The organism is Ensifer sp. Root1252, from assembly GCF_001425885.1.
In the GTDB taxonomy this organism is placed as follows: domain Bacteria; phylum Pseudomonadota; class Alphaproteobacteria; order Rhizobiales; family Rhizobiaceae; genus Ensifer; species Ensifer canadensis.
The window spans coordinates 1-16,017 of record NZ_LMDT01000009.1; the positions used below are offsets into that span (position 1 = coordinate 1).

22 protein-coding genes are annotated in these 16,017 nt (G+C 62.3%); 10 read left to right on the plus strand and 12 right to left on the minus strand.

The window, feature by feature from the left end; all coding sequences use genetic code 11:
* The 3 genes from ASD02_RS10920 to ASD02_RS10930 all read right to left on the minus strand — a co-directional run.
* Positions 1-653 (minus strand): ThuA domain-containing protein (locus ASD02_RS10920; RefSeq protein WP_057220851.1); only part of this gene is annotated, 653 nt, incomplete at its 3' end.
* A 119-nt stretch (positions 654-772) separates the two neighbouring features.
* Positions 773-1,114, minus strand: a complete 342-nt coding sequence (locus tag ASD02_RS10925) for an SMR family transporter (protein WP_025428080.1) — start codon at positions 1,112-1,114, stop codon at positions 773-775.
* Positions 1,115-1,131: 17 nt separating this feature from the next.
* Positions 1,132-1,692, minus strand: a complete 561-nt coding sequence (locus ASD02_RS10930; protein WP_025428081.1) for a TetR/AcrR family transcriptional regulator — start codon at positions 1,690-1,692, stop codon at positions 1,132-1,134.
* Between the two features lie 139 nt (positions 1,693-1,831).
* Here ASD02_RS10930 and ASD02_RS10935 point away from each other — a divergent pair, with 139 nt between their 5' ends.
* Together ASD02_RS10935 and ASD02_RS10940 are read left to right on the plus strand one after the other, a co-directional pair.
* A complete protein-coding gene (locus tag ASD02_RS10935; protein WP_057220852.1) occupies positions 1,832-2,224 on the plus strand; it encodes a group II truncated hemoglobin in 393 nt (130 codons plus the stop codon).
* A 7-nt stretch (positions 2,225-2,231) separates the two neighbouring features.
* Complete coding sequence (locus ASD02_RS10940) at positions 2,232-2,600, plus strand: DUF423 domain-containing protein (RefSeq protein WP_025428082.1); 369 nt, start codon at positions 2,232-2,234, stop codon at positions 2,598-2,600.
* 31 nt (positions 2,601-2,631) lie between these two features.
* On the opposite strand, the gene ASD02_RS10945 is transcribed toward ASD02_RS10940, so the two are convergent.
* The 5 genes from ASD02_RS10945 to ASD02_RS10965 form a co-directional block, all read right to left on the minus strand.
* Positions 2,632-2,946 (minus strand): antibiotic biosynthesis monooxygenase, encoded by a 315-nt coding sequence (locus ASD02_RS10945; RefSeq protein ID WP_025428083.1) that lies wholly within the window; start codon positions 2,944-2,946, stop codon positions 2,632-2,634.
* 10 nt (positions 2,947-2,956) lie between these two features.
* A complete protein-coding gene (locus ASD02_RS10950) occupies positions 2,957-3,226 on the minus strand; it encodes a hypothetical protein (RefSeq protein WP_025428084.1) in 270 nt (89 codons plus the stop codon).
* Positions 3,227-3,288: 62 nt separating this feature from the next.
* Positions 3,289-3,705, minus strand: a complete 417-nt coding sequence (locus tag ASD02_RS10955) for a DUF2325 domain-containing protein (protein ID WP_025428085.1) — start codon at positions 3,703-3,705, stop codon at positions 3,289-3,291.
* Positions 3,706-3,920: 215 nt separating this feature from the next.
* The gene (locus ASD02_RS10960; protein ID WP_057220853.1) at positions 3,921-4,835 is read right to left on the minus strand and encodes an energy transducer TonB; all 915 of its coding nucleotides are present in this window, start codon (positions 4,833-4,835) and stop codon (positions 3,921-3,923) included.
* 62 nt (positions 4,836-4,897) lie between these two features.
* Positions 4,898-5,332: a hypothetical protein gene (locus ASD02_RS10965; RefSeq protein ID WP_107028056.1), complete on the minus strand. Its 435-nt coding sequence runs from the start codon at positions 5,330-5,332 to the stop codon at positions 4,898-4,900.
* Between the two features lie 213 nt (positions 5,333-5,545).
* On the opposite strand from ASD02_RS10965, the gene hemP reads away from it, so the two are divergent.
* The 7 genes from hemP (at position 5,546) to ASD02_RS11000 (ending at position 10,713) form a co-directional block, all read left to right on the plus strand.
* Positions 5,546-5,728, plus strand: coding sequence for a hemin uptake protein HemP (gene hemP / locus ASD02_RS40585; protein WP_025428088.1), 183 nt, complete (start codon positions 5,546-5,548; stop codon positions 5,726-5,728).
* A gap of 10 nt (positions 5,729-5,738) precedes the next feature.
* Complete coding sequence (locus tag ASD02_RS10975) at positions 5,739-6,800, plus strand: hemin-degrading factor (RefSeq protein ID WP_025428089.1); 1,062 nt, start codon at positions 5,739-5,741, stop codon at positions 6,798-6,800.
* Between the two features lie 10 nt (positions 6,801-6,810).
* Positions 6,811-7,761 (plus strand): hemin ABC transporter substrate-binding protein, encoded by a 951-nt coding sequence (locus ASD02_RS10980; protein ID WP_025428090.1) that lies wholly within the window; start codon positions 6,811-6,813, stop codon positions 7,759-7,761.
* Positions 7,748-8,872 (plus strand): iron ABC transporter permease, encoded by a 1,125-nt coding sequence (locus tag ASD02_RS10985; protein ID WP_025428091.1) that lies wholly within the window; start codon positions 7,748-7,750, stop codon positions 8,870-8,872. The genes ASD02_RS10980 and ASD02_RS10985 overlap by 14 nt, the downstream gene beginning before the upstream one ends.
* A 9-nt stretch (positions 8,873-8,881) precedes the next feature.
* Positions 8,882-9,673 carry a heme ABC transporter ATP-binding protein gene (locus ASD02_RS10990; protein WP_025428092.1) on the plus strand — a complete coding sequence of 264 codons (792 nt, stop codon included), beginning with the start codon at positions 8,882-8,884 and terminating at the stop codon, positions 9,671-9,673.
* Between the two features lie 159 nt (positions 9,674-9,832).
* A complete protein-coding gene (locus ASD02_RS10995; RefSeq protein ID WP_025428093.1) occupies positions 9,833-10,201 on the plus strand; it encodes a DUF883 family protein in 369 nt (122 codons plus the stop codon).
* Between the two features lie 80 nt (positions 10,202-10,281).
* Complete coding sequence (locus ASD02_RS11000) at positions 10,282-10,713, plus strand: hypothetical protein (RefSeq protein ID WP_025428094.1); 432 nt, start codon at positions 10,282-10,284, stop codon at positions 10,711-10,713.
* On the opposite strand, the gene ASD02_RS11005 is transcribed toward ASD02_RS11000, so the two are convergent.
* The 3 genes from ASD02_RS11005 to ASD02_RS11015 form a co-directional block, all read right to left on the minus strand.
* Positions 10,710-12,218 carry an HWE histidine kinase domain-containing protein gene (locus ASD02_RS11005; RefSeq protein WP_025428095.1) on the minus strand — a complete coding sequence of 503 codons (1,509 nt, stop codon included), beginning with the start codon at positions 12,216-12,218 and terminating at the stop codon, positions 10,710-10,712. The genes ASD02_RS11000 and ASD02_RS11005 overlap by 4 nt on opposite strands.
* A gap of 148 nt (positions 12,219-12,366) precedes the next feature.
* Positions 12,367-12,921 (minus strand): RNA polymerase sigma factor, encoded by a 555-nt coding sequence (locus ASD02_RS11010; RefSeq protein WP_025428096.1) that lies wholly within the window; start codon positions 12,919-12,921, stop codon positions 12,367-12,369.
* Positions 12,922-12,929: 8 nt separating this feature from the next.
* Positions 12,930-13,124: a NepR family anti-sigma factor gene (locus ASD02_RS11015; protein ID WP_025428097.1), complete on the minus strand. Its 195-nt coding sequence runs from the start codon at positions 13,122-13,124 to the stop codon at positions 12,930-12,932.
* A gap of 135 nt (positions 13,125-13,259) precedes the next feature.
* On the opposite strand from ASD02_RS11015, the gene ASD02_RS11020 reads away from it, so the two are divergent.
* Positions 13,260-14,054, plus strand: a complete 795-nt coding sequence (locus ASD02_RS11020) for a response regulator (protein ID WP_025428098.1) — start codon at positions 13,260-13,262, stop codon at positions 14,052-14,054.
* Positions 14,055-14,373: 319 nt separating this feature from the next.
* On the opposite strand, the gene ASD02_RS11025 is transcribed toward ASD02_RS11020, so the two are convergent.
* The gene (locus tag ASD02_RS11025) at positions 14,374-15,957 is read right to left on the minus strand and encodes an FGGY-family carbohydrate kinase (protein ID WP_057206516.1); all 1,584 of its coding nucleotides are present in this window, start codon (positions 15,955-15,957) and stop codon (positions 14,374-14,376) included.
* Between the last annotated feature and the right edge of the window lie 60 nt (positions 15,958-16,017).

Consider the following 16,017-nt stretch of genomic DNA (forward strand, 5'->3'; position numbering starts at 1 on the left):
TTGACCGAATTGCGCAGCACCTTCTGCACGTTGGCGTCGTGATAGGTCGGATAGGTCTCGTGACCCGGGCGGAAATAGAAGATGTTGCCGGCGCCCCGACGCCAAGTCAGACCCGAACGGAACACCTCGCCGCCGGCAAACCAGGAGATGAACACGGTTTCGAGCGGTTCCGGCACGGAGAACTGCTCGCCGTACATCTCCTCGTTCTCGAGCACGAAGTTCTCGCCGATGCCCTCGGCGATCGGATGACGCGGGTTGATCGCCCAGAGCCGTTCACGCTCGCCGGCCTCGCGCCACTTCAATGCGCAGGGCGTGCCCATCAGCCGCTTGAAGATCTTGGAGAAATGGCCGGAATGCAGGACGATCAGGCCCATGCCTTCCCAGACGCGCTTGGCAACGCGCTCGACGACCTCGTCGCTGACGGCGCCGTGGTCCTTGTGCCCCCACCACAGAAGCACATCGGTCTTCGCCAGTCGCTCCTCGCTCAGGCCATGCTCCGGTTCCTGCAGCGTCGCCGTCGTTGCCTCGATCGAAACGTCCGTGTTCAGCGCCGCCGCGATGGTGTTGTGCATCCCGTTCGGATAGATGCTCCTGACCACCTCATTGGTCTGCTCATGGATATTCTCGCCCCATACGATTGTTCTGATTGACATCGGCAAATTCCCGTTTATGCGCAGCTGTTAAAATTGAAAGCGGTTTCAATTTGTAAGGCTAGTGACACGCCGGCGCCTTTGCAAGAGCTTTTTGCCCTCTAGGCGTCAGTGGCCAGACATCAATGGAACGTGGATTTCGAGAAGACGTTGAGGACCACGACGCCGGCGATGATGAGCCCGAGCCCGAGCATGGCGGCAAGATCCAGCTTCTGGCCGAAGGCAAAGTATCCGACGAGCGAAATCAATACGATGCCGAGACCGCTCCAGACCGCATAGGCGATGCCGACCGGGATGTAGCGCAGCGTATAGGACAGAAAGAAGAAGGCGACAGCGTAGCAAACGACCATCGTCACGGTCGGCAACAGCCGGGTGAAATGCTGTGCCGCCTGCATTGCCGAGGTGCCAAGCACCTCGAAGACGATGGCAACGACCAGGACGGAATAGAGCATAGCGGGGTTCATCTGGGTCTCCATCCGGTCTATCGCGTCGAAAGCGCTTTGAGATTTTCAGCCAGGGCAACACGCGCCGCGGCATCGAGTTCATGGCTCTGCATCAGGTCGGCGAGCCAGAGACCGTCGGCGGCAAAACGGGCGAGCACGCAGTTGGGTGAAGAGTCGGTTTCCGCAAACTCCTGAGCCCGGCGGTTGACCCATTCGCGCCAGCGGATCTTCAGGTTCGGCTCGGCAATCAGCGCGATCGTCAGCATTCGCCAGCCCGGAACGTCGGTGTCGGGATCGAGCTTCGAGCAGACATCGACATAGGCGCGGGTAAAGCGTCCCTGCGCCTCCGGATCGCCAGCCATCGCCGCCTCGATCGCCGCATCGAAACGCGCGACGAGATCGTCGAACAAGCCATCGAGCAGCGCCGACTTGTTGGGGAAATGGTGCAGCAGCCCGCCCTTGCTGACGCCGGCCGCTTGCGACACCGCATCGAGCGTGATGCCCGCCACCCCCTGCTCGTGCGACAGGCGTGCGGCGACCTCCAGCAATTGCTGGCGGACCTGCTCGGGCTGCTTCTTGCGGCGATGGGCTTCTGTCATGCTTCCATAAAGATACCGTCTGGACGGTTTGTCAAGATCGATGTGTCGAACCGCGCGGAAACGCCGCAAAGGCGAGACTGGAAAGCCGTTGTCCACAAGACCTTGGCGGGCTAGGACTTCGGGGACGAAGGAAGCGGCAATGGCAGAACCGGAAACGACGACACTCTACGAAGCGATCGGCGGCGACCCGACGGTGCGCGCGCTGACCCGTCGTTTCTATGAACTGATGGATACGCTGCCCGAAGCGGCACGCTGCCGCGCGGTTCATCCACCTGACCTTTCCGGCAGCGAGGAAAAATTCTACGAACATCTGACCGGTTGGCTTGGCGGTCCGCCGATCTATGTGGAAAAGCGTGGCCATCCGATGCTGCGGCGCCGGCATTTCGTTGCCGAGATTGGGCCGGAGGAGCGCGACGAATGGCTGCTCTGCTTTACCCGCGCACTGGAAGAAACGGTGGCTCACCCAAAACTGCGGCAGATCATTCTCGATCCGATCACCCGCCTCGCCTTGCACATGCAGAACAAGGAATGACCTGACAATGCCGACCAGTGGATTGCGCGCAACGACGCTCTTCGTCGCGGGATTGATGGGGATTGCCGGGGTGGTCAGTGCTGCAGCCGCCTCGCATGGCACCGACCCCAGGCTGCTCGCCGAGATCTCGGCCATGTGCCTGGCGCACGCGCCGGCGCTCGTCGCGCTTTATGCGGCCTGGCCGAGCTTCCGCACGGCTCCGGTCGCAGCCTTGCTGATCGCTTTCGGCACTGCGCTGTTTTCCGCTGACCTTGCCATGCGTCACGTGACCGGACAGGGCCTGTTTCCGATGTCGGCACCGCTCGGCGGCACGACGATCATGGCCGGCTGGCTTGCCGTTTCAATCGGCGCCTTCCTTCCACGAAAGGCGCCGTGACGCTCAACGCGCCAGTTTGAAGCTCTTGAGATCAGGCGCCTTCGACGACGGAAAAACCTTCGAACTTCGGCGGGCCGAGATACATCGAGCGGTTTTCGCCGGCATTCTTGTGCGCGGCCCGGAAGTTCTCCGACTTCGTCCAGGCGGAAAAGGCATCCTTGTCCTTCCAGGTCGAGTTCGAGACGAAGAGCGTATAGCCCTCGTCCGGCACGTTTTCGCCCCTCAGAAGATGAAACGAGACAAAACCCGGCATGTCCGCAAGGCTTGAATCGCGGCTCTTCCAGACGGCTTCGAAAGCCTCTTCCTGGCCAATGGCGATACGAAAACGGTTCATTGCGAAGAACATGGCCTGCCTCCTATGCGCTGTCTTTCTTGCGAGCCGCGTCGTTCGCGGCTCTCGGGAAGGCCAGAATAGTGCCCTCCTGCGGCTCCGCAAGCCCGAAAGGGTCGCGGCCGGGCCGGCGCGTTTCCCAAGACGGGAACTCGGTGACATTGGGGTTTTCCTCGATCATGCGCGAACGCCGCGTCAGCAATTCGTAGAGTTCGGGCACCAGCCCGTCGCCATTCTGCGCTGCCAATTTGTGCAGGCCGATCATCATGCACTTGTCCGGGCGGTTTTCATTCATCTCGAAAAAAATCTCCATGCGCGCGGAAGGTCAATCACCTCCATCGCGCGTCATATGTTTGGCTATGCCAAGTCGTTGCGGCTGTTGGTCAGGTCCTGCAGCGCCCGCTCAAGGCTCGACTTCGAGCCGTTGCGCAACGGCACGAAAGCCTTGCCCCACTTCTTGCAGCCGGTCTTCACGCGAAGACACGCATCGTGGCTGATGCAATCGATCGGGCAGAAAACACAGTCGACGGAAGGAAGGACACGGTCGATGCGCGATACCGCCTCGCGCAGGCCGCCATCGTGGTGAAGCAGCTCGGCACCGAAGGAGCTGACAATCTCGCGCAGATGCGCAACCTGGCAATCGCGTCCGCCGACATAGAGGAAACTGCGGCCTTCGAGTGTCGCCTTGGCGGCCTCTTCGCAGACCTCGACCCGTTCGGAACCGGAACGACCCTTGCCGTTCTTGGCCGCATTATGGTGACGCTTGCCGCGCATGCAATCTTCTCCGCCTCTTTGCTGCGTCGACGGCCCTCATGGCAACCGATCGCACCGGGATCGACACACACCGTTCGGTTGCGTCACGGCGGCAACTTATTAAACTTGATTATCAGAGTAAAGTATAAACATGAGTTTTATAATCATATTTTTCCCATCAGTTTTGAAGGGCTTCGGCTTCTGCCGCGGATCACACCGTGGCCGGCGGCAGTCGCCTAGCGAACACTTGCCTGAATAGGCAAAGTGAACGGTATTGCACTTTTTCCGGCCCCCTCTGGAATGGCAGGAAATGGAGCCGCACGGCGCACGGCATCAAGAGCAGCCGTGTCCAGAACGAGTGAGCCTGAACTCCCGGCAACGCTGACGCGGGAAACACCGCCGTCCGCCAACACCGTAAAACTCACCGTCGTCGTGCCCGACAGCCCCTGTCGGCGCGCTTCGGATGGAAGCTTGTATCGCCGGTTTATCTTCGCGCGAACTTTGCCATTGTAGTTCGACATATCGGCGTTGCCGACCGCGGTAGAGCGGTTCTTGCCGGTTGCCGCCGCAGAATTGCCGTTTACGTCCCCATCCAGCTTACCCTTGACCTGGCTCTGTGCCTGTTCCCCCTTGTCGCCCGTTTTCTTGCGGGTGACTTTCTTTTTCCTGACGGGATCCTTCTTGGGTTCAGGCTTTTCAACCTTCTCCTTCTTCGGCTCCTGGATCTCCGGCTTTTCCTCGGGCTCGACCGTCTCGATCGGCGCGACGCTGGCAGTAACCACAGCCTCGGCGACCTGCAGGGTGGGAACCTGCTCGGCAGGCAGGATGACATCGGCTTCCGTGGCGATCAAATCATGCGGTTGCTCCGCCGTGATCTCCTGCGTGGTCGACGTGACGTCTTCGACCGGGGTAATCTCCTCGGGCTTGACTTCGTCGGGAACGTCTTCGGTCGGCTCGACGACTTCCGTCGGATCGCCGGACTGCAAGGTTTCTTCGAAGGCATCACCGAGGATCGCAACTTCGACCTCGGCACCGCCGGCGATCAGGTCTTGCGGCTGTTCCGGCGTAGAGGAGGCAAGGTACATGGCAACGCTGGTATGCGCCACGAGCGAGAAGGCAATTGCGCCGATCCATTTCACGGTATGCTTCATCTTGGCCTAACCTTCGCCGCGAGCCGCGACGCAAACGCAGTACTCAATGCGAAAAATCAACCTCAGCCCTTGAGTTCGACCGGCGACTTCGAACCGGTCTTGAGGCCCTTCATGCAGGCATCGCCCTCTACACCATCGCCGACGCAGGCGGGCGCGTCATTGATCAGCAGGCTCTTCACCGCTTCGCAATTCGTGCCGGGAAGATCGAACTGCCGAACCTTGGTCTTGCCAGCAGGCAGATCGCGGAAGTCGAGCACCGCCATGCGCTCGACCAGACCCTTCTGGTCGAAGATCACGAACTCAAAGGAAACCTTGCTCAAATTCTGCACGAAGGCGTTGCCGGCGACGAAGGTGAGCTTGCAGCCCTTCTGCGACGGCGTGACCTCGTTGAGTTCGATGTTGAGCGCGCCAGCGGACGACGCCTCCTGGGCGACTGCACCGCCTGCCGCAAGAACAAACGCGAATGCCACGGGAACAACCATACGGGAAAGGTGCATCATTCTAATACCACTCACGATCGGCGCTCCGAACCCTGGGAGCGTTGAAGTCGTCGCCATCTATCCACAAGCGCGGACATCTTAACTTGAGTGTGGCGATCCGGTATTGCGTCCATAAAGAAATATGAGTAATGAAGTCAAGATAGTAAACGAATTGCACGGCAGGAAATGCGGGAAAAACACCGCCTCCCGCCATCTAGAGACGACCGAACCGTGGCAGCCGACGACACCGATTATGCGCGATTTTCACAACCTGTAGCCTCCGCGCAGCGGGCCCAGCGGATCGTCGAGAGCCGCGACCTCTTTCGCGGCGAAAGCGAGATCCTCATTTCCCACGACGGGGCGATCTACCGCATGAAGATCACCCGCCAAGGCAAACTGATCCTGAACAAATAGGCAAATAACAATGACCGAGAGCCTCCGTCCCACCCCGTCCGAAATCCGTGCCTACCGCGCTGAGAACCCGAAAATGCGCGAGCGCGACATCGCGGCCCAGCTCGGAGTTTCGGAAGCAGCCCTCGTGGCGGCCGAATGTGGCTTGACCGCCGTGCGCATCGACGCGGATGCCAACCGCTTCCTGCTGCGCGCCGAGGAACTGGGTGAGGTCATGGCTTTGACCCGCAACGAAAGCGCAGTTCACGAAAAGATCGGCGTCTACGAAAAGATCACAACCGGCGAGATGGCCAGCATCGTGCTTGGCGAGCAGATCGACCTGCGCGTCTTCCCGAGCGCCTGGGCGCATGCCTTTGCCGTAACCAAGACCGATGACAGCGGCGAAGCCCGCAAGAGCCTGCAGTTCTTCGACAAATGGGGCAATGCGGTGCACAAGCTGCACCTGCGCCCGGCGTCAAATGTCGCCGCCTACGACAAGATCGTTGAAGACTTCCGTCTCGACGACCAGTCGCAGACCTTCGTTGCGGACGCCAGCGCACCGGCTGCCGATGACAAGCAGGAGAACGTCGTCGACGTCACCGAGCTGCGCGACCGCTGGTCCAAGATGACCGACACGCATCAATTCCACGGCCTGCTGCGCAAGCTGAAGATCGGCCGCCGCCAGGCGCTGCAGCATATCGGCGACGACTTCGCCTGGCGTCTCGACCCGTCGAGCATCGAAACGATGATGCGTGCCAGCGCCGAGATCGAACTGCCGATCATGTGCTTCGTCGGCAATCGCGGCGTGATCCAGATCCATTCCGGCCCGATCGCCAAGATCGCCCCGATGGGTCCGTGGCTGAACGTCATGGACCCGACCTTCCATCTTCACCTGCGCACCGATCACATCGCCGAGCTTTGGGCCGTGCGCAAGCCGACTGCCGATGGTCACGTCACCTCGATCGAGGCGCTCGACGCCAAGGGCGAGATGATCATCCAGTTCTTCGGCAAGCGTAAGGAAGGTTTTGCCGAGCGTCCCGAGTGGCGCGATATCGCCGAGGGCCTCGCACGCCTTGACACCACCGTCGCAGCTTAAGGACAGCGTGATGATCAACGGTCTCGACTTCCGCCGCCTTCGCCTCTGGGAGCTGGCTCTGGCCGCGTTTGCGGTTTCGGCTCCCTTCCTGTTGCCCGCCGTGGCGCCAGGGGCGCCGTCGTTCATCCGCCCGGCGATGGCACAGAGCATTGAGCAGCCGGACGTCTCGCGCGTCGTTTCGGTTGGCGGTGCGGTTACCGAGATCATCTACGCACTCGGCGAGGAAGGCCGGCTGGTCGGCCGCGATTCGACCAGCACCTATCCGGAAGCTGCAACCAAGCTGCCTGATGTCGGCTACATGCGCGCGCTCGCCCCGGAAGGCATCATCGCGGTCAATCCGACCGCGATCGTCGCCGTCGAAGGCAGCGGCCCGCCGGAGGCGCTCGCCATCCTGAAGGATGCCAACATCGCCTTCACCAGCGTGCCGGAAACCTTCGACAAGGACAGCATCCCGGCAAAGATCCGCTCGGTCGGCACCTTCCTCAATGTGCCCGACAAGGCCGATGCGCTCGCAAAGTCGGTGGAAGCCGACCTTGCTGCAGCGGTTGCCGGTGGTGCCAAGCGCCCGGAAGGCGAGCGCAAGCGCGTTCTTTTCGTGCTCAGCACCCAGGGCGGCAAGATCATGGCGTCGGGCACCGGCACGGCTGCCAACGGCATCATCGAGCTTTCCGGCGCGATCAACGCCGCCGGAAAATTCCCGGGCTACAAGGCCCTGACCGACGAGGCGATCATTGAAGCCAAGCCCGACGTCATCCTGATGATGGACCGCGGCGGTGAACACAGCGCCAAGGCGGACGAACTCTTCGCCCTGCCTTCGCTGAGCCTGACGCCTGCCGCCAAGACCAAGACGCTGATCCGCATGGACGGCCTGCACCTGCTCGGATTCGGCCCGCGCACCGCAAGCGCCATTCGCGAACTCAACGCCGCAATCTACGGAAAGAAGGCCAATGCCTCGCAGTGAGGCTTTGGACCTCGGCAGGCGCGTGACCGCCCTCGCCGCCGATATCCGGGCCGAATGGCGGTCGGGCAATCGTGCGCGGCTGGCCCGCGTCGTCATTGTTCTACTCGTCATCTTCGCGGCAGCCACCTTCATCGGCTCGATCATGACCGGTGCCGCCGACGCTTCGCTGTCCAACGTCGTGCGCTGGCTGCTCGGCGCGAGCGATGCGGATCAGGTCCTGAGCGTTCGCGACCGCATCATCATTCTCGACATCAGGTTGCCACGAGCGGTGCTCGGAATGCTCGTCGGCGCATCGCTTGCTGTCTCCGGCGTTGTCATGCAGGGGCTATTCCGCAACCCGCTGGCCGATCCCGGCCTTGTCGGCGTCTCCTCCGGTGCAAGCCTCGGCGCCGTTCTGCTGATCGTGCTCGGCTCGGCCGTGTTCGGCCCGCTGTTTGCGCTGTTCGGTTTTTATGCGCTCCCGGTCGCAGCCTTCATCGGCGGCCTTGTCACCACGCTTCTGCTCTACCGGATCGCCACCCGCGGCGGCCAAACCTCGATTGCCACCCTGCTTCTCGCCGGCATTGCGCTTGGCGCGCTCACCGGCGCCTTCACCGGCGTGCTGATCTTCATCGCCGACGACAAGCAACTGCGCGACGTCACTTTCTGGGGTCTCGGCTCGCTTGCCGGCGCCAGCTGGACGAAGATCGCCGCGGCCGCGCCGATCATCCTGTTGTCGCTCGCGGTCACGCCCTTTCTGGCGCGCGGCCTCAACGCCATCACGCTCGGCGAAGCAGCCGCGTTCCACATGGGCATTCCGGTGCAGCGCATGAAGAACATCGCCATCGTCAGCGTCGCCGCAGCAACCGGTGCGTCCGTTGCCGTCAGCGGTGGCATCGGCTTCGTCGGCATCGTCGTACCGCATCTGCTGCGCCTCGTCATCGGCCCGGATCACCGCTATCTCGTGCCGGCATCGGCGCTTCTCGGCGGAACATTGCTGATCCTGGCCGACATGATCGCCCGCACCATTGCCTCGCCTGCAGAGTTGCCGATCGGTATCGTCACCGCCTTCATAGGCGCGCCGTTCTTCCTCTGGATCCTGCTGCGCGGTCGCACGACCATGGGACTGTGAGCCGAAACCATGATCAAGGTATCCAACCTCTCCGTCCGGCTTGGCGGCCGCCAGGTCATCCACGGCATCTCGCTTGAGGCAGAGCCGGGCGCGCTGACCGCGATCGTCGGGCCGAACGGCTGCGGCAAGACAACGACGTTGAAGGCGATCTCCGGCGAGTTGCCGCCGGAAAGCGGATCAGTCAGCATCAATGGCCGCAATCTCAAGGGCCTGAAACCCTGGGAGCTCGCGCTGAAACGCGGGGTGCTTCCACAATCGACGGTGATCTCGTTTCCCTTCACGGTCCGCGAAGTGGTGCGGCTCGGCCTGACCGCAGGCGCGACATCAGATGCCAGGGCCAATGACCGCATTGCCGCCGAAGCGCTCGAGGCCGTCGATCTCGGCGGCTTTGCCGGGCGCTTCTATCAGGAGCTTTCGGGCGGCGAACAGCAGCGCGTGCAGCTGGCGCGCGTCCTCTGCCAGATTTCCAACCCGGTCGGCGATGGCGAACCGCGCTATCTGCTGCTCGACGAACCGGTCTCGAGCCTCGATATCCGCCACCAGTTGACCATCATGCAACTGGCGCGCCGGTTCTGCGAGCGCGGCGGTGGCGTCATCGCCGTCATGCACGATCTCAACCTGACGGCGATGTTCGCCGACCGGATGATCATGATGAAGGCCGGGAAGATCCGCGCAGGCGGCGCGCCGCGAGAGGTGTTGACCGACGAGACGATGGAGGTGGTGTTCGGCTGCCGCATGCAGGTCAGCGCCATGCCGGCAGCCGACGTGCCCTTCGTGTTGCCGCAGACGGCGACGCTCTAGCCGGCAAATCGCGCCAACTTCAAGATTTATCGAAACAATTTGCGCACTCGTGCGTTGTTCTCCCCGAAGTACCGGTCGTGGCAATGCGCTTGCCATGTCGGTGCCAACGGATCACGCCGGTCGTCCTTGGCCGGCGTTGCAGCGAAAGGGAGACCAATCATGGCTTCAGGCCTCTTCTCAGGTTCAAGTTCACGGTCGAGCAAGCGCAACGGCGCGCTCGCTGACATTTCCATCGAAGACCAGCTCAGCGAACTGCGTAGCGACATGGCGGCGCTCGTTGCCCTGCTTGCCGATCGCGGTGCCGACGCTTCGAAACAGGCGCGTAGCAAGGCGCACGATGCCCGCGAGCACGCGGAAGCCGGCCTTCAGGATTTGCTCGCAAGCGGCGAGGAACTGCTCGGCGATCTGCGCGACCGCTATGCCGGCACGGAAAAGCAGCTTCGCCATGCGGTACGCGAGCACCCGTTCGCAACGCTTGGCACGGCAGCCCTCATCGGTCTGATCGCCGCCGCACTGCTGCGGCGCTAGGTTCGATGCAGATCTTGGAACGGGGTGGGATCGCCAGACGCATCCCACCCGTTTTGACGTGTTACCAGGAGTAAATGCGCATGGGACCACTCGGGGCCGCTCTGTCCGCCTTGCTGGCTGCCGACATCGGCGCCACCGCATCACGTTTCAAGCGCAACGCCGCCTTGTGCGCCGTCGTCGCCGTGCTGCTTGTCACCGCCTACATCTTCGCACTGATCGCCATCGCGCTTTATCTCAGCGCCGCCTATTCGCCTGTGGTCGCCGCCGCGTCGATAGCCGCAGCCCTCATCCTGACGGCCTTGATCCTGATCATCGTGATGATTGCCCTGCAAGGACGGGATAGGCGGCTCGCCGAAGAGCGCCGCCGTCGGTCGATGATGCAAACCAATCTGACGATGCTGGCCGCAGCAAGCATCCTGCGCAAACAGCCGCTGCTCGCCGTGGGCACGGCCCTTGCCATCGGCGCCTTGCTCGGCACCGGCAGGAAGCGCAGGCCGCGACGGGAAACCTAAAGCGGCAAGCGGATCAGCGCGGTCACGCCGGCCGCCATATATTCGACCTTCACCGAACTGCCGAGAACCTTGTCGAGGCTGCGCTCTATCAGGATGGAGCCAAAGCCTCGACGTTTCGGTTCGCGCACGGGCGGTCCGCCGACCTCCGTCCAGGTCAGGTGCAATACCGCTTCGCCTTCTTCGACGACGTTGCGCGCCGTCAGCACCACCTTGCCGGTCGGCACCGAAAGGGAGCCGTATTTCACCGCATTGGTCGCAAGTTCATGCAGCACGAGCCCCAGGCCGACGGCCTGGTCGGGGCCGAGCAGCACCTCGTCCTTGTGCAGTTCGATCTGGTCCGCATAGACGCTGACATGCGGCATCAATTGCTTGGAGATCAGGTCCGCAAGCCGGATCGTGCCCCACTCATGGTCCGAGAGAAGTCCATGCGCCTCGGAGATCGCTTGCAGTCGTCCGGCAAAGGCGGTCATGAATTCGGCCGGGTCGCTGGTCTGGCGCAGGGTCTGGCGGGCGAGCGACTGCAGCATCGCCAGGGTATTCTTGACCCGGTGGTTGAGTTCCTTGAGCAACAGCCGCGTTCGCTGCACCGATGCCTGCTGGTCGGTGACATCGATGGTGACACCGATGAAGGTCAGCGGATTTCCCTTGGCATCCCGATCGTGCACCCGCCCGCGGCCGAGCAGCCAACGGCCGGTGTTTCCGACCCGGAACATCCCGTCATATTCCTCGTCCGCCTTCATCGCCTGGCGAAGCTTGGCGAAGGTTGCGCCGCGGTCATCGGCATGGATGGCGCCGAACACTTCCCTGGCGCCGAACGACCGATCGGCCGGCAAGCCGAACATGCGCATAAAGGCGCTGTTGCCGACGATCACGCCGGAGCGAACGTTCCAGAGCCAGCTGCCGATATTGGCCGCCTCAAGCGCCATCGCGTGGCGCTGTTCCTCGCGGGAGAGCGCTGCCTCCTTGATGGCGCGCCGTCGCGCCTCGTCCTTGAGCTTGAGAAGCGAGGCGGCAAGATCGGCAAGCCGGCGCAGCTGCTCCATCAGATGCGGTGCGACCTCGCTGCGCGCGGCAACGTCGAGCACGCAGACCGTGCCGACCGGCTGGCCATCGAGAACGATCGGCGCGCCGGCGTAAAAGCGCAGGAATGGCGCGCCGGCGACCAGCGGCCGATTGCGAAAACGCAGATCGACTGAGGCGTCGAGTACAACTAGGCCGTTGCCTCCCGCATCGGCTGCCGCGTGCACGCAGAACGAATCCTCCGATGACGCCCGCGTCTCCGTGGTACCGACCGCCGCCTTGAACCATTGCCACTCGCGGTCAAGCAGGCTGACGAGCGCGATCGGCGCATCGAAGAGGCGGACAGCGATCTCGGCAATGCCGTCGAAATCCGCATCGGGTACCGCCATGTCCGGCACCGTCGCATGCAGCACGCTCAACCGCTCGGGCGCGTCGAGCAGCGATGTCTCCGGCGGGGCGGTCTTTTCTTCTCTTTTTTCGCGCATCCGGCCTCAACTCCAAACTGCCGCACCCGTCAGCCGGCGCCGATTGCCATTGACACACGGCGCTCTTCTGCGGAGACGTTCAGGCCGCCAGTGAAAGCAGGGCTGCTCTCGATTTGCAACGCTCTGGCGGCCAAAAAGAGCTGTCGGATCAGGAAACGAATGCCCGTGAGGTAATGGGAGCGGACGTTTCGTCCGGACCGTAGTCGTTTTCGCCCTGCACCTTGAGGATATCCTGAAGGCGCTGGCGGGCGCGGTTCACCCGGCTCTTGATCGTGCCCAGGGCGCAGCCGCAGATCGTCGCCGCTTCCTCATAGGAAAAACCCGACGCGCCGACGAGGATGATCGCCTCGCGCTGGTCCGGGGGCAGCGTCTCGAGGGCCCGGCGGAAATCCTGCAGGTCGAGCGAACCATATTGTTCCGGATGATGGGCAAGCGATTCGGTGAAATGGCCGTCGCTGTCCTGCACCTCGCGTCCGCGCTTGCGCATCTGGCTGTAGAGCTCGTTGCGCAGGATCGTGAACAGCCAGGCCTTCATGTTCGTGCCCATCTGGAAGTGGTCCTGCTTGGCCCAGGCTTTCATGATCGTGTCCTGAACAAGATCGTCGGCCCGGTCATGACGACCTATGAGAGACATGGCAAAGGCGCGAAGGCTCGGCAGGGCGGCGAGCATCTCTCGCTTGAACTCATTCTTTTCAGACGACATTCTGGCGCTCACTCCCTTCCCTGCAGAACCGACTGCCGCTCGGCTGCGTCGAGTTTTTCCAGAAGATCGAGAAAGCGCGAAGGTATCGCTTCTTCCTGAACGGACTGATAGAGCGCCTTTAACTTGGCCGCGATCTGCGTGTTTGGGTCTTCGGACCATGAGGTCGTACCGGAAGTGCGCCCCGCCCCTGTTTTATACTTCATTGTCAATCTGTCGCCTTGTGGTGTTCATTACCGCCTTAACGCGTCTGAAAAATGAAATGTTCCCTCCCGGAACTTTTTTTTGCGTGAAACGTTTTGGAGCATCACTGCAAGATTATATTCTCGAGGGAGTACTCCATGACATTGTCCACACGGATCGCGCCGCTGCTGCCCTATCTGCGCCGCTACTCGCGCGCATTGACCGGGTCGCAGACATCAGGCGACGCCTATGTGGCCGCGGTACTCGAAGCCCTGATTGCCGATACCTCCATTTTCCCGGAGGCCAGCAATGACCGGGTCGCGCTGTTCCGCCTCTACACGTCGCTCTTCGGCTCCTCGTCGGTGCTGGTTCCCGAGCCGGTTTCGCCCTTTGCCTGGGAGCAGCGCGCCTCGGTCAATCTGGCAAACGTTTCGCCGCTTGCCCGCCAGGCTTTCCTTCTCGTCTCGGTCGAAGGTTTCCGGCCCGAGGAAGCAAGCGAAATCCTTGCCGTCACCGACGACAAGATCGGTTCCCTTCTCGACCGCGCTTCGCAGGAAATCTCGCGACAGGTCGCAACCGATATCATGATCATCGAGGACGAGCCTCTGATCGCCATCGATATCGAAAACATGGTCGAGAGCCTTGGCCACCGAGTGACCGGCATTGCCCGCACCCGCGACGAAGCAATCGCGCTCTATAAGAAGACCCGTCCGAGCATGGTGCTTGCCGATATCCAGCTCGCCGACGGCAGCTCCGGTATCGATGCGGTCAACGATATCCTGAAGGCCAGCGCCATCCCGGTGATCTTCATCACCGCCTTCCCTGAGAGGCTGCTGACCGGCGAACGCCCTGAGCCGACCTTCCTGGTCACGAAGCCTTTCAATCCTGACATGGTGAAGGCGCTGATCAGCCAGGCGCTGTTCTTCAACGAATCGACGAAGGCCGCAGCCTGATCATCGACACAGCATCTATCGCCGGCGGCCTCGGTCGCCGGCTTTTGTTTGTCCACTTGTTGCTGTCGCCCGCCCTTGCCTTTCGTCGCTGGTGTCCTGATTGGCATGCCCGTTGATGGCAAGCGCTGGAAACAAAACAGCCAGTGCCGAGGGAAGGCACTGGCTGACATTGTTCAACTCACCGGGGGAGTGTGAGTTGTAAACCGGCGGATTACCTCCGGCGCCACATTGGGGGCGATGCGCGCCACCGTCCGGTCTGAAAATAAAATGCGTGACGCAAACAAAGGTTCCCGGAGTTGCGCGTTTGCCGATCATTTTTTTATTGCAGCGCGTCCAGTTCGTCGCGATGGCGGTAGAGCGCAAGGAAGCGGCGGTAGTCGCGATCGTAGATGTCACGCATGGCGTCGTTCGGCCGCCGCTCGCGCCCGCCGGACGCCATCGCCGCACCGGCCACGGCGAGATCGACGTGAACCTGACCGGCAACGGCTGCCGCCATCGCCGTTCCGAGAAGAACGGCGTCAGGCGCATCGGGTGCTACGACCCGGCAACCCGTGACGTCGCAATAAAGCTCCATCAGAAGCGCATTGCGCACGTGGCCGCCGGTGACGTGAAGTGTGTCGAGTTCGTAGCCGACCTCACGCATCATCTCGAGGATATGGCGGATGCCGAGCGCGATCGCCACGCAGGTGCGCCAATAGAGCCGGCACAGCGCATCGAACGACGAATCGAACGGCAGGCCGCTGATGACGCCGAGCCCGTGTGGATCGGCAAGCGGTGAGCGGTTGCCGTGGAAATCCGGCAGTACATGCAGCCGTTCGGCAAACTGCGTTCCGTGCAGGACGCGCAGTTCCTGGACGCGCGCGATGATCCGGCCGTGGGTCTCGGTCGTTGGCTCCAGGCCGCCGCCATGAATGCGCACGATGTGATCGAGCAGGGCGCCGGTCGCCGACTGGCCGCCTTCGATCAGCCAGGCGCCGGGCAGCACCGCTTCGAAATAGGGTCCCCACATGCCGAAGCCGGGCTTCATATCCTTGGAGAAGGCAACGATGCAGCTCGAGGTGCCCGCGATCAGCGCCAGTTGCCGCTCGAGCTTTTCCGGCTCGCCGGCAAAACCGCCGAGCACGCCGAGCGCCCCGGCATAGGCGTCGATCAGACCCGGTGCCACCTGGCAGCCGATATCAAGACCGAGCTCGGCGGCAGCCTCCACCGACAAGCCCCCGACCGAGCTTCCGACCGGCTGCGTTTCCTCCGGCAATCCGCCCCGCGCAAGCAGATCCTCGAGGCCGATCCGCGCGAGATAGTCCGCCTGCCAACCGCGCTGTTCATGGGCGAGATAGTTCCATTTCGCCGTCAAGGTGCAGCGCGAGCGCGCCGCACTGCCGGTCGCCCGCCAGGAGAGATAGTCGGCGAGATCGAAGAAAAAGCCTGCCTTCTCCCATTGGCTAGGCAGATTCCGCTTCAGCCACATCAGCTTCGGCATTTCCATCTCCGGCGACATGACGCGGCCGGAGAAATCGAGGACCGGGTGTCCGGTGGCGGTACAGAAATCGGCCTCCGTCAGCGCCCGATGATCGAGCCAGACGATTGTGTCCCAGCGCGCCTCGCCCTTTCGGTTGACGGAAAGCGGCGCGCCGCTCCGGTCGCGCACCACGAGCGAACACGTTGCATCGAAACCGATGGCGGCAATGCTCTCCGGCGCGATGCCGGCCTTGTCTCTGGCAGCTTTCACCGAGCCGCAGACAGCTCTCCAGATATCTTCCGAATCGTGTTCGGCATGATTTTCTTCCGGCCGGTTCATGGCGATCGGCAGGTCGGCACGCGCCAGAAGCCTGCCATTCCGGTCGAAAATTCCGGCACGGGCACTGCCGGTACCGACATCGACCGCAACGACGAATTCACGCATCAATGGAGATCCCCGTCCCCGTTACAGCACGCTGCAACATCTTGAAACTGCCGCATAATT

Excerpts from the sequence above, each read along its gene's own strand:
- ASD02_RS10990 (WP_025428092.1), top strand. The coding sequence starts at position 8,882 with ATGATCAAGGTATCCAACCTCTCCGTCCGGCTTGGCGGCCGCCAGGTC.
- ASD02_RS10965 (WP_107028056.1), bottom strand. The coding sequence starts at position 5,332 with ATGCACCTTTCCCGTATGGTTGTTCCCGTGGCATTCGCGTTTGTTCTT.
- ASD02_RS10935 (WP_057220852.1), top strand. The coding sequence starts at position 1,832 with ATGGCAGAACCGGAAACGACGACACTCTACGAAGCGATCGGCGGCGAC.
- ASD02_RS10980 (WP_025428090.1), top strand. The coding sequence starts at position 6,811 with ATGATCAACGGTCTCGACTTCCGCCGCCTTCGCCTCTGGGAGCTGGCT.
- ASD02_RS10960 (WP_057220853.1), bottom strand. The coding sequence starts at position 4,835 with ATGAAGCATACCGTGAAATGGATCGGCGCAATTGCCTTCTCGCTCGTG.
- ASD02_RS10945 (WP_025428083.1), bottom strand. The coding sequence starts at position 2,946 with ATGTTCTTCGCAATGAACCGTTTTCGTATCGCCATTGGCCAGGAAGAG.
- ASD02_RS10995 (WP_025428093.1), top strand. The coding sequence starts at position 9,833 with ATGGCTTCAGGCCTCTTCTCAGGTTCAAGTTCACGGTCGAGCAAGCGC.
- ASD02_RS11025 (WP_057206516.1), bottom strand. The coding sequence starts at position 15,957 with ATGCGTGAATTCGTCGTTGCGGTCGATGTCGGTACCGGCAGTGCCCGT.
- ASD02_RS11015 (WP_025428097.1), bottom strand. The coding sequence starts at position 13,124 with ATGAAGTATAAAACAGGGGCGGGGCGCACTTCCGGTACGACCTCATGG.
- ASD02_RS11005 (WP_025428095.1), bottom strand. The coding sequence starts at position 12,218 with ATGCGCGAAAAAAGAGAAGAAAAGACCGCCCCGCCGGAGACATCGCTG.
- ASD02_RS10985 (WP_025428091.1), top strand. The coding sequence starts at position 7,748 with ATGCCTCGCAGTGAGGCTTTGGACCTCGGCAGGCGCGTGACCGCCCTC.
- ASD02_RS10950 (WP_025428084.1), bottom strand. The coding sequence starts at position 3,226 with ATGAATGAAAACCGCCCGGACAAGTGCATGATGATCGGCCTGCACAAA.
- ASD02_RS11000 (WP_025428094.1), top strand. The coding sequence starts at position 10,282 with ATGGGACCACTCGGGGCCGCTCTGTCCGCCTTGCTGGCTGCCGACATC.
- ASD02_RS10940 (WP_025428082.1), top strand. The coding sequence starts at position 2,232 with ATGCCGACCAGTGGATTGCGCGCAACGACGCTCTTCGTCGCGGGATTG.
- ASD02_RS11020 (WP_025428098.1), top strand. The coding sequence starts at position 13,260 with ATGACATTGTCCACACGGATCGCGCCGCTGCTGCCCTATCTGCGCCGC.
- ASD02_RS10955 (WP_025428085.1), bottom strand. The coding sequence starts at position 3,705 with ATGCGCGGCAAGCGTCACCATAATGCGGCCAAGAACGGCAAGGGTCGT.
- ASD02_RS10925 (WP_025428080.1), bottom strand. The coding sequence starts at position 1,114 with ATGAACCCCGCTATGCTCTATTCCGTCCTGGTCGTTGCCATCGTCTTC.
- ASD02_RS11010 (WP_025428096.1), bottom strand. The coding sequence starts at position 12,921 with ATGTCGTCTGAAAAGAATGAGTTCAAGCGAGAGATGCTCGCCGCCCTG.
- ASD02_RS10930 (WP_025428081.1), bottom strand. The coding sequence starts at position 1,692 with ATGACAGAAGCCCATCGCCGCAAGAAGCAGCCCGAGCAGGTCCGCCAG.
- ASD02_RS10975 (WP_025428089.1), top strand. The coding sequence starts at position 5,739 with ATGACCGAGAGCCTCCGTCCCACCCCGTCCGAAATCCGTGCCTACCGC.